The following is a 13,158-nucleotide window of genomic DNA, read 5'->3' on the forward strand; positions in this document are numbered from 1 at the left end:
CTCGGGGGAGTACCGCATCGCAGGCCTGGACGTCTCGGGCCTCCCCGAGCGCGAGCGGGACGTCCTGCGCTCGCGCACGTTCGGCTTCGTGTTCCAGGACTCGTTCGTGCTGCCGCGCGAGAGCGTGGCCCGCAACGCGGCGCTGCCGCTGCGCATGCGGAGGGAGGGGCGCGACGCGCAGATCTCCGCCGTCGCCGACGTGCTCGACCGGTTCGGCCTGCTGCGGCTGGCGGAGCAGTCGGCGGCCACCCTCTCGGGCGGGGAGCGCCAGCGCGTCGCGCTTGCCCGTGCGGTCGTCGGCCGACCCGCGGTCGTCCTCGCGGACGAGCCCACCGGCAACCTCGACTCGGCGACGACGGCGGTCGTGATGGACCTGCTCGTGGAGCTCCACCGCTCCGGGGTCACCGTCGTGCTGATCACGCACTCGGCGGAGGTCGCCGCGGTGGCCGGACGCTCGATCCGGCTCGAGGACGGCTCGATCGCGTCCGACAGCGGCGCGTCCTCGGCGATCGCCCAGCCGGTCGCGCCGTCCGTCGAGGCCGCTCCGGAGGTCGCGCCGTCCGCTGACGCCGGCTCGCCGGCCCGGCGGCCGGGTCGCCGCGGACCGGCCTGGGCGCTCGGCGACGCCGTGTCGGCCCTGCTGCTCTCGCCCGCCCGCACGCTGGGAGTCCTCGCCGCCTTCGTCCTCGCGATCGCGGGGCTCGTGTCCTCGGTCGGGATGAGCGCCACGGCCGCGCAGCAGGTCACGCAGCGACTCGACGCGGCGGCACTCGATCAGGTGACCGTCCAGATGCCCGAATCGGCATCGGACGACGAGCTGCGGAGGGCCGCCACGGCGATCGCCGCCCTCGACGGGGTGGTGGTCGCCGGTCCGAAGGTGTCGCTGGCCGGAGCGGAGAGCCGACCGGGACGCTTCCTCGGTCCCGACGAGGTGACGACCGAGGCGCCGGTGCTGGCGGTCGACGAGTCCTTCCTCGCCGCCGAGCTGGTCGAGGTCGTGCCCGCGACGGCGCCCGCCTGGCTCGACCTCATCGACGGGTCACCGGTGGCGCTCCTGGGACCGGGAGCGGCCGAGGACCTCGGCATCCCCAGGGGTCGCACCGGCGACACCATCCGGATCGCCGGCCAGGCCGTCGTCGTCGCGGGTTTCATCACGTCCTCGGCCCGTGACCCGGCTCTGACGGAGTCGATCCTCGTCTCGCTGACCGACCTGGCCGTCCCGCCCCGGTCCGAGCGGCAGGTCGTCGCCCGCACCCTGCCGGGGCGCCCCGCGGCCCTCGCCGAGTCGATCCCGCTCGCGATCGATCCCGGACGGCCCGAGCGGATCGTGGTGCAGACCGTGGCCGACCTCCGGCTGCTCGCGCGCGGGGTGAGCAGCGATCTCGCGGCGAACCTGCTCGTGATCTCGGCGGTGCTCCTGCTCCTGGTCTGCTTCAGCAGCGCCACGTCGATGTTCCTCACCGTGTCGGCGCGCACCCGCGAGATCGCGCTCCGACGGGCGGTCGGGGCCACCCGGCGCGACATCCGGCTGCTGTTCCTCATCGAGGGGGCGGCGATCGGACTCGCGGGCGGGGTGTCGGGTCTCGCGCTCGGCGTCCTCCTGACCGCGGTGCTCAGCGGCCTGCAGGGCTGGTCGCCGGTCCTGGACCCCGCCAGCGCGCTCGTCGGCGTCGCCTCCGGCGTCGGTGCGGGCGCGGTCTCGGCGGTGGGCCCGGCGTTCCGCGCCGCGTGGATCGAGCCCGCGCTCGCCCTGCGGGCCGGATGAGCCGGGGGAGGAGCGGGGCTCCTCGTGGCACCGGGTGTCTCCTAGGGTGCTGGTATGTCGAGTCCGCACCCCGACCACCGTCCGCAGCCGGGACGGCCCGAGCCGCCCGAGCAGCCGGCCCAGCCCGTTCAGCCCGCTCCACCCACCGGCGCGATGCCCTACGCGCTCGGGTTCCTCGCCCTGACCGGCCTCCCGTTCCTGTCGATGCTGATCGCGGGGATCGTCATGGCGGCCGTCAATCCGTCATCCCGCGCGCGCGGGGGAGTGGCCGCCGAGAACGGCCGCCGGGCGGCGAACTGGGGGCTGACGGTGATCCTGATCACCGTGCTCACGCTGGTCGGGCACTTCGTGCTGCTCTTCGCCCTGACCGCCGACGCCCCGTCGACGTCCTTCTACCCGATCGGCATCCCGATCACGCTCTTCGGGGTGCTCTGCGTGGTCCACCTCGTGGTGATCATCTGCGGACTCGTGACCGCGAACCGCGGCCGCGTCCTCCGGAACCCCCTCGCGATCCCGTTCCTCCGCCGCCGCGCGGCGTGACGCATCAGGACGTCGCGACCGGCCAGACGTAGTCGAGATCGTCCGGGACGCCCGGGAAGAGCGGGGCGTAGTGCTCGGGGTGCTTAGCGATGAGCTTCGACCGGTGCGACCGGTGCAGCTCCTCCCGGCCCAGCCACGGCGGCAGCGGGAATCCACCGAGGAGGTACGCCTCGGCGTCCTCGGGGACCGTCTCGAGCACGGCCATCGTCTTCTCGAGGCACGTGTCGGCGAAGCCGCGGGCCGACCACACGGCGCACGTCTCGCGCTGGTACGCCATCAGGGCGGGCCGGTGGCCACGCCACATCGCGGTCACCGGGTGGTGCTGCCAGCCGTAGCCGGGCACGATCAGCGCCTTCATCACCTGCAGCGTTTCGACGCGCTGCTTGCCGAGCCGGCGGTCGTCGAGGCTCTCGGCGCTCGCGCGGAAGGAGGGGAAGGGGAGGAAGGTCTGCATCCCCTCCAGTGAACACGAGGGCGTCGCGCATCGGCCACCCGGACGTCACGTCGAGGACGCCTTCGGACCGTAGCGTGCGGTCCATGACCGGACTCCCCCTCCTCGCCACCGACGACGTCCAGCTGCGCTGGGCGCGGCCCGAGGTGCTCGACTCCTCGCGGCACCGGATGCTCCGCCTCCTCACCCTCGCCGAGCGCCTGCGCTTCGAGGCCACCGGCCGTCGCGAGGCGCGCGACAGCTTCCTGCTCGGCCGCGTGCTCGTGCGCGAGCTCGCCGCCGAGACCCTCGGCATCGATCCGCTCGAGGTCGTCGTGGAGGCGCGCTGCACGCGCTGCGGCGGCCCGCACGGTCGCCCGGTCCTGGGCGGCGAGCACCCGGCGCTCGAGCGGATGCGCATCAGCATCGCGCACTGCGAGGGCGCGGTCGTGGCGGCGCTGGCCACCGGTCGCGACGTGGGCATCGACGCCGCCCGCACGCGGGTGGTGCGCGAGCGGATCGCCTCCGGCCGGGAGACCGCCGAGCAGGTGCTCGAGGGGCTGCGCGCGCACGCCGTCACCAAGGCCGACGGCCGCGGAACGGGTCTGGACGAGTCGGTGCGCTTCCGCACGCGCGAAGGAGCGACCGAGGCCTGGATCGACGGCTCCGAGCGCTACTTCGCCGTCTCGGAGCCGTCGGTCCACTCGGCGCTCGTCGTCACCCTGGCTCTCGCCCAGGACTGACCAGCGCTCGACCGACCCGCGCGCGACCGACCGGCGCTCGCCGCGCGCCTCAGAGGTGCGGCGCCACGTGCTCCGCGAAGCCGGCGGCGACCTTGGCCGCGACGTCCGGGTACGGGGTGTCCCAGACGTCCCGGTGGAAGATCTCGACCTCGATGTCCCCGGTGTAGCCGGCCTCGACGACCGCCCGCGTCAGCAGCGGGAAGTCGATGACGCCCTCGCCCACGTAGTGCCGCGAGAGCAGCACGTCGGCGGCCAGCGGAGTGGCCCAGTCGCACACCTGGTACGAGGCGATGCGCCCCTCCGCACCCGCGCGGGCGATCTGCGGCAGCACCTGCGGGTCCCACCAGACGTGGAACGTGTCGACGACCACACCGACAGCGGCGGGATCGAAGGGCGCGGCGAGATCCAGCGCCTGGCCCAGCGTCGAGACGACGGCGCGGTCGGACGCGTACATCGGGTGCAGCGGCTCGATCGCCAGCTGCACTCCGGTGCCGCGCGCGTAGCCCGCGAGCTCGGCCAGCGCCTCCGACACCCGGGCGCGCGCGCCGACGAGGTCGCGCGAGCCCTCGGGCAGTCCTCCCGCGACGAGCACGAGCGCCGGAGCGCCGAGGGCCGCGGCCTCGTCGATCGCGCGGCGGTTCTCGTCCAGCGCCGCGCGCCGCTCCGGCCCCTCCGGGACCGTGAAGAAGCCGCCGCGGCACAGGCTCGACACGCGCAGGCCGCTCTCGGCGACCAGGCGCATGGCCTCCGCCATGCCCACCTCGGCCACGGGCTCGCGCCACAGGCCGATCGAGGAGTAGCCGGCGCGAGCGGTGACGTCGAGAGCCTCCCGCAGCGAGGCGAGCTTGATCGTCGCCTGGTTCAGGGACAGCCGCGGATGCACGGTGCCGGCTCCGGCGGCGACGACCGGCTCGAGTGCGGTCATGCGAGCACCGTCCGGAGCGCGTCGACGCCGTTCACGGCGAGCATCCCGGTCCACCGGGCGGCCGCGAGCTCCGGACGCTCGAGCGCACCGGCCTCGTCGGCGAGCCGCACGATCTCGGACAGGTGCGGCAGCGAGCGGGCGGAGTGCAGCCCGCCGACCATCGAGAACGCGGTCTGGTGGCCGTTCAGCCAGGACAGGAACGCGACACCGGTCTTGTAGTACTGCGTCGGAGCGGCGAAGACCTGGCGAGCGAGGGCCTCGGTCGGCCCGAGGATCCGGCGGTAGGCCTCGACGTCGTCCGCGTCGAGCGCCTGGATCGCGGCGGAGGCGTTGGGTGCGAAGGCGGCGAACGCGCCGAGGAGGGCGTCGGAGTGGCGCACCTCGCCGTCGGCGTCCTGCCCGCCCTCGATCAGGCCGACGTAGTTGAAGTCGTCGCCCGTGAAGAGGGTCGCGCCGAGCGGGAGCCGCGCGCGCACGGCGATCTCGGCGTCCGCGTCGAGCAGCGACATCTTGATGCCGCGGATCTTCGCGAGGTTGTCCTCGATGATGCGGATCACGGTGTCCGACGCCGTGGCGACGTCCTCGGAGCCGAAGTAGCCGGTGAGGACGGAGTCGAAGGCCGGTCCGAGCCAGTGCAGGACGACCGGGCGCGACGCCCGCTCGAGCACGGCGCGGTAGACGCGCTCGTAGTCCTCGCCCGACTGCGCCACCCGCGCGAGGTGGCGGCTGGCCATGAGCACGACGCCCACTCCGGCGTCCTCCGCGACCTCGAGCTGCTCGAGGTAGGCGTCGATGACGCGCTCGAGCGGCACCACGTCGTCGGTGAGCTGATCGGTGTTCACTCCGACCACGACGTCGCCGCCGACCGAGGCGGCCTCGGCGCCGCTGCGGCGGATGAGCTCGGTCGTCGCGGCCCAGTCCATGCCCATGTTGCGCTGGGCGGTGTCCATGGCGTCCGCGACTCCGAGGCCCCACGACCAGACGTGGTGCCGGAACGCGAGCGTCGCGTCCCAGTCGACGGCGGCGGGGCTCCCGGGCGTGTTCTCGGCCCAGGTGACCGGGACCACGTGCGCGGCCGCGTAGGCGACCCGCGCGCCGAGCGGGCGACGGGGGCGGACGAGGTCCGGGGCGGGGGAGACGGTGTGCGCGCGGAGCGATCCGTCCGGCGCGATCAGGGTGACGTCGGTCACGGAGCGACCTCGCTGGGGGCGGAGGCGGCGAGGGCGCGCTCGTCGGCCTCGGCGTCGAGCGCGGCGATGTCGATGCGGCGGCCGTCGCGCGCCGACTCGAGGCCGAGCTCGGCGAGGCGGACGCCGCGGGCGCCGGCGAAGAAGTCGTAGGGGTGCGGGCCGTTCTCGACCACGTGGCGGATGAACTCCTCCCACTGCGTCTTGAAGCCGTTCTCGAAGACGTCGTTGACGGGCAGCTCCTGCCAGTCCTCGGCGTAGACGTGCTGCTCGGGCAGATCGGGGTTCCAGGTGGGCTTGGGGGTCGCGACGCGCGGCTGCACCTTGGCGCCGAAGAGCCCGACGACCGCGCTGCCGAGGGTGCCGTCGACCTGGAACTCGACGAGCTCCGGGCGGTTGACGCGCACGGCCCAGGAGGAGTTCAGCTGCACGGTCGCACCGCCGGCGACGTCGAAGATCGCGTAGGCCGCGTCGTCGGCGGTCGCCGTGTACTCGTCGCCGTTCTCGTCGACGCGCACGGGGATGTGGGTCGCGGCCTTGGCGTAGACGCCCTCGACGGCGCCGAACAGGTTCTCGAGCACGTAGTTCCAGTGCGGGAACATGTCGACGATGATGCCGCCGCCGTCCTCCTTGCGGTAGTTCCAGCTGGGGCGCTGAGCGTCCTGCCAGTCGCCCTCGAAGACCCAGTAGCCGAACTCGCCGCGCACCGAGAGGATGCGGCCGAAGAATCCGGAGTCGATGAGGCGCTTGAGCTTCTGCAGCCCCGGCAGGTAGAGCTTGTCGTGCACGACGCCGTTCTTGATGCCGGCCTCCTTGGCCAGCTCGGCGAGCTCGAGGGCCTCGGCGTAGCTCTCGGCCGTGGGCTTCTCGGTGTAGATGTCCTTGCCCGCGGCGATGGCCTTCTTCAGCGCGGGGACGCGCGCCTTGGTGACGAGGAAGTCCGCGTAGATCTGCCACTTCGGGTCGGCGAGGGCGGCGTCGAGATCGGTGGTCCAGTGCTCCAGGCCGTGACGGGCGGCGAGCTCGGCGAGCTTGGCCTCGCTGCGGCCGACGAGCAGCGGCTCGAGCTGCACGCGCGTGCCGTCCGAGAGCAGCACGCCGCCCTGCTCGCGGATCGCGAGGATCGAGCGGACGAGGTGCTGGCGGTAGCCCATGCGGCCCGAGACGCCGTTCATGATGATGCCGAGGGTGCGCGGCGCGGCGGTGGCGGGGGTGGTCGACTCTGACACGGGAGGCCCTTCTGATGTGCGGTGCTGCGACCGGCGGAGAGGCCGGACGGAAAGCGTTTACCAGAGTGTAGGACCGCTCCTCCACCGAGGGCAAGCGCATTCCGCGCCTGGTCGTCGACCGGCCTTCCGGGGCGACGCGGGATGGCGCTCCGGTACGCGCCACGCGGCAGGAGGCGGACGGGAGTGGCATCTCGCGGGAGTCCGCTGTCGGGACGGGACCCGCGCACGATCAGCACGGCGTCGTCGGAGGCGGCGTGCTCGAGCGGGCCCGCTCACTCGAAGAGCGACAGCGTGAGCACCGCGGTGTACCGACCCGCCCTGACGCCCGTCGGCGTCTGCAGGACCAGCTCGGCGTCCGCCGTCCAGCGGCCGGGCCGGGCGCCGTCGGCGATCGACAGCAGCGGGGCCTCGACGAGTCCGGGGCGCGATCCCGCCGATACGCCGTCCAGGACCGTGAGCGCCACGGGGCCCGCCACGGCGGTGTCGCCCTCGAGCAGGCGCGGCGTCCAGCCGAGGTGCTCGACCCCGATCGGCGGCTGACCGCCCGTCCCGGTGAGGGCGGTCGCGGAGCCGAGCACCGACCAGCCCGGGCGGTCCGCGACCGGTGCGCGGGTGTCGCGCACGGTGACCGTCGGCAGTGCTCCGACGAAGCGGCGGACCGCGGCCGTGCTCCCCGACTCGGACAGCGCCGCCGCGTCGCCCGCGACGGTCATCGCGAGCGCGCCGGGATCCGTCGGCGGGTCGATCGCGACGCCGACGTCGACGCCGCCCGTCTCCTGCTCGACGGGCCCCTGCTCGACGGGACTCTGCTCGACCGGCACCTGCTCGTCGGGCACCGCCGACCCGACGGGGGACTCCCGGGGAGCCGTCCTGACCGGCTCCCCGCCGGAGAGGCCATCGGGCGCAGGTGCGACGGGCGTCGCTGCCTCCTCGTCGGTCATCCCGCTCGAGCGCACCCCGCTGATCGGGTCGGCGGCCGGAGCAGGGGCGTCCGAAGGCGCGCTGGTCGCCGTCGGCGCCGGTGCCGACGGCGGCACCGCCTCCGGAGCCGCCGCGGCCGTCGCGAAGAAGAGGGCCAGCACGAGACCGGCGGTGGGGGCGACCGAGGCGAGGGCGGCGGTGCGGGTGCGGTGGATCACGGGTGGTTCCTGGTTCTGCCGTGCGTCGTCGGAGCGGCTCTCCTTCGTACCAGCGTCCCTCGCTCCACCGAGACCCCTCGTCCGGTGCACGCGGTGGCGGACCCCTGGACGTGCAGGAGCCCCGGCCGCGGGAGGGGTTCCTCCGCCCGACCGGGGCTCCTGCGCTGCGCTCCCGGTCAGCAGCTCCGCGACGGGTACGCGACGCTCTGCTCGAGCGTCTCGCCGCCGCCGACGGCGGTCACGACGACCTCGCCCGCCGGAGCGGTCTTCTGGCGCGTCGTGAACGTGTGGGTCGCGTTCGCTCCGACCGCCACCTGCGCGAACGCCATCTGGCCGTAGCTCGAGCGGATCGTCACGTCGACGGGCGCCGCGGATCCGTTCGTCGCCGTGACCGACAGGTACGCCTTCCCGGCGATGCACCGGGTCGAGACGGTCGCCGGCACCACGAGCGCGGGCGCGGCGGCCTCCGGCACCACGATCTCGGGGATCTTCACGTACGAGTTCGGAGTCGCGAACGTGATCCGCAGCCCCGTCGCCGTCACGGCGCCGAAGGAGAGCGTGGTGGCCGAGCCGTTCGCCGCGACCGGAGCGGCCTGCGCGGTGGTCGGTCGCCAGAGGCCGTCGGTGCCGCGGTAGGCGACGCTCGCCGAGGCGAGGGTGCCCTCCGTGTTCGTGAAGGTCAGCCGGTCGACGCGGTGCGCCTCGGCGAGGGTGAGCGTGAAGTCCGAGCTGCTCTTCAGCGCGGTCCCGGACCAGGTCGACCAGGCGGTCGCCGCGCTCCCGTCGCAGGCGTTCGCCGCGGGGAGCGTCGACCACTCCGTCTGGCTGAACGAGGCGCTCACACTCGCCCCCGGGATCCGGCAGAGGTTCACCGGAGGAGCGTCGCCCCAGATCTCGACCTCCGAGATCGACTGCCACGTGTTCGCCGCACTGGTGAGGTGCAGGCGCACGGCCGCGGTGTCGGGGAGGGAGGAGAGGTCCAGCGCCACGGTCGGCGCGGCATCGGCGGCCACCTGCGTCAGCGTCGCCGAGACGGTCGACGTGCGCCAGGCTCCGTCGACCTGGTACTCGACCTCGACCTTCGAGGGCCAGGTCGCAGCCCCGTCCTTGTACGTGTGCACCGTGAGCGAGTCGAGGTCCTGCGGCGAGCCCCACGAGAACGTGAGGCGGCTGTCGCGCGGGTACCCGGAGGAGGTCCAGTCGTCCCAGCCCTTGCCCTTCACGTCGCCGTCGATCAGCTTCGGAGCCAGGTCGGCGCGGCTCGACGCGGTCACCGCGGACTGACGCGCGAGATTCACGATGCCGGGCTCGGCCACCTCGACGGTGCGCGTGAAGCGACGGCCGGCCGAGTACTCGGCGTCACCGGCGAGCACGCCCGTGACCTGCAGCGTGCCGAGGACGTTCGGCCCGGTCGGCTCCCAGTCGACCGCGGTGTCGCGCGTGCCGCCGGGGGAGCGGACCGACACGGTCGCGGGGAGGGAGGCCCCGATGTCGGCCGCGCGGGTGACCGTCTCGGGGAGGCGGTCGTCGACGACCGACCAGAGGCCCGCTCCGACGCCCTTGTCGTCCCAGTAGGACGCGTCCCAGCCGTCGGCCCAGCGCGCCGGGTCCTCGACGGCGGGATTGCGCATCTCGAGTCGGCCGTTCTCGCCGATGGTCATCGGCAGCCAGACGTAGTTCGAGTCGGCCGCGCCGTCGTTCCAGCGGTCGCCCAGGTAGACGTGCCTCCCCGGGCCCAGCGTCAGGACGTCCGTCGACTGCGATCCGAAGGTGGTCTTGCGGGTGTCGCCGACCGAGAGGAGGCCGTCGCCGCCCTCGGGGATCTGGTTGTAGGGCACGTTCTCGGAGGGGTCGCCGGCCTGGACGCCGCGGATCCACGGTCCGAGCACGCTGTCGGCCGTGTAGTAGGTCTGCGGGTTCGGCGCCCACCCGGTCGCTCCCGAGGCGAGCGTGAAGTACTTCCCGCCCTCGGTGAAGATCGCGGGAGCCTCGAGGACGCCGCACTCCTTCACGATCTGGAAGTCGGTGCCGCGGACCGGGGCGCCGGGCGTCCCGTCGGCGAAGACGTACGGGTACCGGCCGTCGGCCGAGTACTGGTTCGCATCGAGGGTGTCGGTCGTCGTCGTGCGCTCGACGTTCGTGTAGTCCGCGTCGAGCTTCGCGATGTACAGGCTCCGGTTCTCCTCCGAGGAGTAGGAGATGTAGGCGGTGCCGTCCTCGTCCTGGAAGACGGTCATGTCACGGGCCTGCCCCGGCACGGCCGCCGAGATGCACGCCTTGTAGTCGGTGCGGTTGTAGAGGCGGTACGCGCCGGTCATGGTGAACGGGCCGGTCGGGCTGTCCGACACCGCGACCGCGGCCATCGAGCGCGCGTAGGTGCTGCCGCCCGGCGTGATCCGGCCGTCGGAGTGCCACCACATCACCCACTGGTCGTTCTTCTCGTTGTAGAGCACCTTCGGGCGCTCGAAGATCGCGGTGTTGGGGGAGGTCTGGTTCGTGTCGAGGTGGTAGTCGATCTCGGCGATGCGGTCGGCGCGCGGGGTGCCCGCGTCGTCGACCGTGTCGTAGAGGGCGTCGAAGTAGGGCTGCTCGAGCTCCTCGGGAGCCTGGACGCTGCGCAGCGCCGTGCCGCGGTTCTCCCAGTTCATCCCGTCGGTCGAGCGGTACACGGCGACTCCGGGGGAGTTGTAGTACCCCTTCGTGCGGTCCTCGCCGTACCAGTAGTGCACATCCGTGCCGTCCTCCTGGACGGTCACGATCTGCCCGCCGTGCGCCTGGATGTGGCGCCCGTCGGTGTCGTACCAGCTCGGCTGGAAGTAGCCCGCCGCACTCCGTCCCGGATCCTGGATCGCGGGATAGGAGTCGTACACGGGCGGCGGATCCGCGCGCGGGACCCCATCGGCGGGATCGGTCACCACCGCGCTCGCGAGCGGCGCGGCCGCGACGGCCGGCGCTCCTGCGGCCAGCAGGCCGGTGACGACGAGAGCCGTCACCGCCCATCCGAACGGTCTCTTCCTGGGCGTCATGCTGTGCTCCTTTGCACGGGGACCTCGGGAGTGTTCACGCGAACAGGTCCCGCGCCCCACCGTACATGGTGACGTCAACATGCGGGAGGGCGTATCGCCCTCGACTCGGGGGCGGACCGCTCAGCGCGGGGCGCGCAGCTCCCGGAGCGCTCCGCCGTGCAGCGGATCCGTGCGCCAGCGGGCGGTGAAGGTGCCCGCGGCGGCGTCGAGCACGAGGTGCAGCCGGTGCGGCGTCTCGAGGAACAGGACGTCGACGAGCAGCTCGCCGCCGGGGGCGCGGCCGGCGCTCGCCGCGAGCACGCCCGTGGTCGTCCACTCCCCGGATCCCGGAGCGATGAGGAGCCGGTCCTCGCCCTCGATCAGCGCGAGCGTCCATCCGCTCCGCTCCGCCGAGATCTCGAGACCGGTGAGCGAGAGGACGTCGGAGTGGGAGGGCCGGAAGCGGCCGGGCGCCACATCGCCGGCGGCGGGCTCGAGCGGAGGCAGGCCGAGCGCTCCGAGACGTCTCGCGAGCGCCTGCTCCGCACCGCTCGGAACCGGCGAGCCCGAGGGCAGGAGCGCCGGCAGCAGGTGCTCCCACACCCGCGCGAGCAGTCCCTCGGTGTCGGTCGTCTGCCCGGTGATCGCGAGGACCGCGTCGTGCTCCGGCAGCACGAGGCCGAACTGCCCGTAGGCGCCGTCGGCCCGGTACCCGTGGCTCGAGCGCCAGAACTGGAAACCGTAGCCCTGCCTCCAGTCGGCGTTCCCCTCGGCGGGCGTCGGCACCTGCGCCGTCGACGCCTCCGCCACCCACGCGGGGTCGAGGAGCTGCTCCGATCCCCAGCGCCCCTCCTGCAGGTAGAGGAGGCCGAGCGCCGCGGCGGCCTCGGTCGTGGCGTGCAGCCCGCTGTAGCCGATCTCGCGGCTGGAGGCGTCGCGCGTCCAGGCGACCTCGCCGATGCCGAGCGGATCGAGCAGCCGCGGGCGGAGGAAGTCGACGAGCGACCCGCCGCTCACCCGCTGCACGATCGCGGCGGCCGCGAAGGTGCACGGCTGGTTGTAGGCGAAGACGCTGCCGGGCTCCTCCTCGGGCGGCAGGAGCAGGAAGCCCCGGACCATGTCGACCGGATCGATCGCGCGCGCCCGGTCGATCGTCTCCTCGCGGTGCCCGCTGGCCATCGCGAGCACGTGGCGGACGCGGATCGAGCGCGAGCGCGGATCCGTCACCTCGTCGTCGAGCTCGGGGAAGTACGAGAGCACGGTGGCGTCGAGGTCGACGAGGCCCTCGGCGACGGCCAGGGCGACGGCGGTCGCGGTGAAGCTCTTCGAGTAGGAGTAGAGGAGGTGCAGCCGCTCGGCGGTGTACGGCGCCCACCAGCCCTCGGCCACCACGCTGCCGCCTCGCACGAGGACGAACCCGTGCGGCTCGATCCCCGGTGCCGCGTCGAGGGAGTCGACGAGGGCGAGGACGCCGGCGGCGTCGACTCCGCGGGAGGACGGTGAGCTTCTCGGCAGCGAGCGGTGCATCCCTCGATGCTACGGGCGCGGTCCGACAGTCGGGCCCGGCGCCTCGGGAGGCGGGGCGTCCGGGAACGGGCCGAGGCCCAGGAGGAAGCGCAGCAGCACCTCGGCCGGCGCGCGGACCGCGGGGCCCAGGCCCAGCTCCCAGCCTGCGTCGGTGGCGGCGAGCGAGCGGCCCCGGATCGCCGCGCGGATCGGGAGCGGTGCACGCTGCATCCGCTCCATGGCGATCGCGCCCGAGACGCGGGGCGGCAGGTCGACGCCGGTGACGAGGCTCAGCTCGACGCGGACCACGTCGACCAGGTCGGCGATGCCACGGGATCCGGAGCCGGAGCGGCGGGCCGCGGCGAGGGCCGCGAGGGCGCCGGGGATCTCGGACGACATGGGAGGGGTGCTCGCCTCGCGGGCGCCGACGCGGGTGGCGAAGCGCTGCCCGGTGCTGCTCGAGAGCCGGACGACCAGCTCGCCGAGCACCGCGGAGGCGGGGACGGGAGAGGCGGAGGGGGCGGAGACGGCACCGGCCGCCTCGCCCTCCAGGAAGGAGGGGGAGGCGGCCAGTGCTGCCAGGCGGTCGAGCCGATCGGCGACGAGCGGGCGCCAGTCGTTGCTGACCCCCGACTCGTCGACGTCGGGCCGAGCGCTCAGCGGGAGGAACCGCGACCAGTCGGGCACGG

Annotated in this window: 11 protein-coding genes; 3 read left to right on the top strand and 8 right to left on the bottom strand. The window is 73.7% G+C overall.

Translation table 11 applies throughout. The features are described 5' to 3' along the window. Window positions 1-1,765: FtsX-like permease family protein (locus IOC53_RS09715; protein ID WP_207405197.1), on the top strand; the 1,765-nt coding region annotated here is incomplete at its 5' end. 54 nt (window positions 1,766-1,819) lie between these two features. Next, window positions 1,820-2,305 (top strand): DUF4870 domain-containing protein, encoded by a 486-nt coding sequence (locus tag IOC53_RS09720; protein ID WP_207405199.1) that lies wholly within the window; start codon window positions 1,820-1,822, stop codon window positions 2,303-2,305. Between the two features lie 4 nt (window positions 2,306-2,309). On the opposite strand, the gene IOC53_RS09725 is transcribed toward IOC53_RS09720, so the two are convergent. Further along, entirely contained in the window at window positions 2,310-2,759 is a 450-nt protein-coding gene (locus tag IOC53_RS09725; protein ID WP_207405200.1) for an MSMEG_6728 family protein, read from the bottom strand. 83 nt (window positions 2,760-2,842) lie between these two features. Between IOC53_RS09725 and IOC53_RS09730 the strand changes: the two genes are divergently transcribed. Next, a complete protein-coding gene (locus IOC53_RS09730; RefSeq protein ID WP_207405203.1) occupies window positions 2,843-3,478 on the top strand; it encodes a 4'-phosphopantetheinyl transferase superfamily protein in 636 nt (211 codons plus the stop codon). Window positions 3,479-3,527: 49 nt separating this feature from the next. Here the strand turns inward: IOC53_RS09730 and IOC53_RS09735 are convergent, their stop codons facing one another. The 7 genes from IOC53_RS09735 to IOC53_RS09765 form a co-directional block, all read right to left on the bottom strand. Then, window positions 3,528-4,403, bottom strand: coding sequence for a sugar phosphate isomerase/epimerase (locus tag IOC53_RS09735; protein ID WP_207405205.1), 876 nt, complete (start codon window positions 4,401-4,403; stop codon window positions 3,528-3,530). Next, on the bottom strand, window positions 4,400-5,593 hold the full coding sequence (locus IOC53_RS09740; protein ID WP_207405207.1) for a DUF993 family protein: 1,194 nt from the start codon (window positions 5,591-5,593) through the stop codon (window positions 4,400-4,402). Before IOC53_RS09740 ends, IOC53_RS09735 begins: the two co-directional genes overlap by 4 nt. Beyond that, a complete protein-coding gene (locus tag IOC53_RS09745) occupies window positions 5,590-6,765 on the bottom strand; it encodes a Gfo/Idh/MocA family protein (protein ID WP_207405284.1) in 1,176 nt (391 codons plus the stop codon). The genes IOC53_RS09740 and IOC53_RS09745 overlap by 4 nt, the downstream gene beginning before the upstream one ends. A gap of 326 nt (window positions 6,766-7,091) precedes the next feature. After that, window positions 7,092-7,958 (bottom strand): hypothetical protein, encoded by an 867-nt coding sequence (locus tag IOC53_RS09750; protein ID WP_207405208.1) that lies wholly within the window; start codon window positions 7,956-7,958, stop codon window positions 7,092-7,094. Between the two features lie 176 nt (window positions 7,959-8,134). Further along, complete coding sequence (locus tag IOC53_RS09755) at window positions 8,135-10,984, bottom strand: discoidin domain-containing protein (protein WP_242683157.1); 2,850 nt, start codon at window positions 10,982-10,984, stop codon at window positions 8,135-8,137. A 120-nt stretch (window positions 10,985-11,104) separates the two neighbouring features. Beyond that, the gene (locus IOC53_RS09760; protein WP_207405211.1) at window positions 11,105-12,490 is read right to left on the bottom strand and encodes a serine hydrolase; all 1,386 of its coding nucleotides are present in this window, start codon (window positions 12,488-12,490) and stop codon (window positions 11,105-11,107) included. Window positions 12,491-12,499: 9 nt separating this feature from the next. Further along, window positions 12,500-13,156, bottom strand: coding sequence for a hypothetical protein (locus IOC53_RS09765; protein ID WP_207405213.1), 657 nt, complete (start codon window positions 13,154-13,156; stop codon window positions 12,500-12,502). Between the last annotated feature and the right edge of the window lie 2 nt (window positions 13,157-13,158).

It is taken from the genome of Rathayibacter sp. SD072 (assembly GCF_017355185.1).
Taxonomy (GTDB): Bacteria; Actinomycetota; Actinomycetes; order Actinomycetales; family Microbacteriaceae; genus Rathayibacter.

Bases quoted from the DNA above. Each gene is read 5' to 3' on its own strand.
- IOC53_RS09730 (WP_207405203.1), top strand. From the start codon at position 2,843: ATGACCGGACTCCCCCTCCTCGCCACCGACGACGTCCAGCTGCGCTGG.
- IOC53_RS09755 (WP_242683157.1), bottom strand. From the start codon at position 10,984: ATGACGCCCAGGAAGAGACCGTTCGGATGGGCGGTGACGGCTCTCGTC.
- IOC53_RS09735 (WP_207405205.1), bottom strand. From the start codon at position 4,403: ATGACCGCACTCGAGCCGGTCGTCGCCGCCGGAGCCGGCACCGTGCAT.
- IOC53_RS09720 (WP_207405199.1), top strand. From the start codon at position 1,820: ATGTCGAGTCCGCACCCCGACCACCGTCCGCAGCCGGGACGGCCCGAG.
- IOC53_RS09760 (WP_207405211.1), bottom strand. From the start codon at position 12,490: ATGCACCGCTCGCTGCCGAGAAGCTCACCGTCCTCCCGCGGAGTCGAC.
- IOC53_RS09725 (WP_207405200.1), bottom strand. From the start codon at position 2,759: ATGCAGACCTTCCTCCCCTTCCCCTCCTTCCGCGCGAGCGCCGAGAGC.
- IOC53_RS09745 (WP_207405284.1), bottom strand. From the start codon at position 6,765: ATGAACGGCGTCTCGGGCCGCATGGGCTACCGCCAGCACCTCGTCCGC.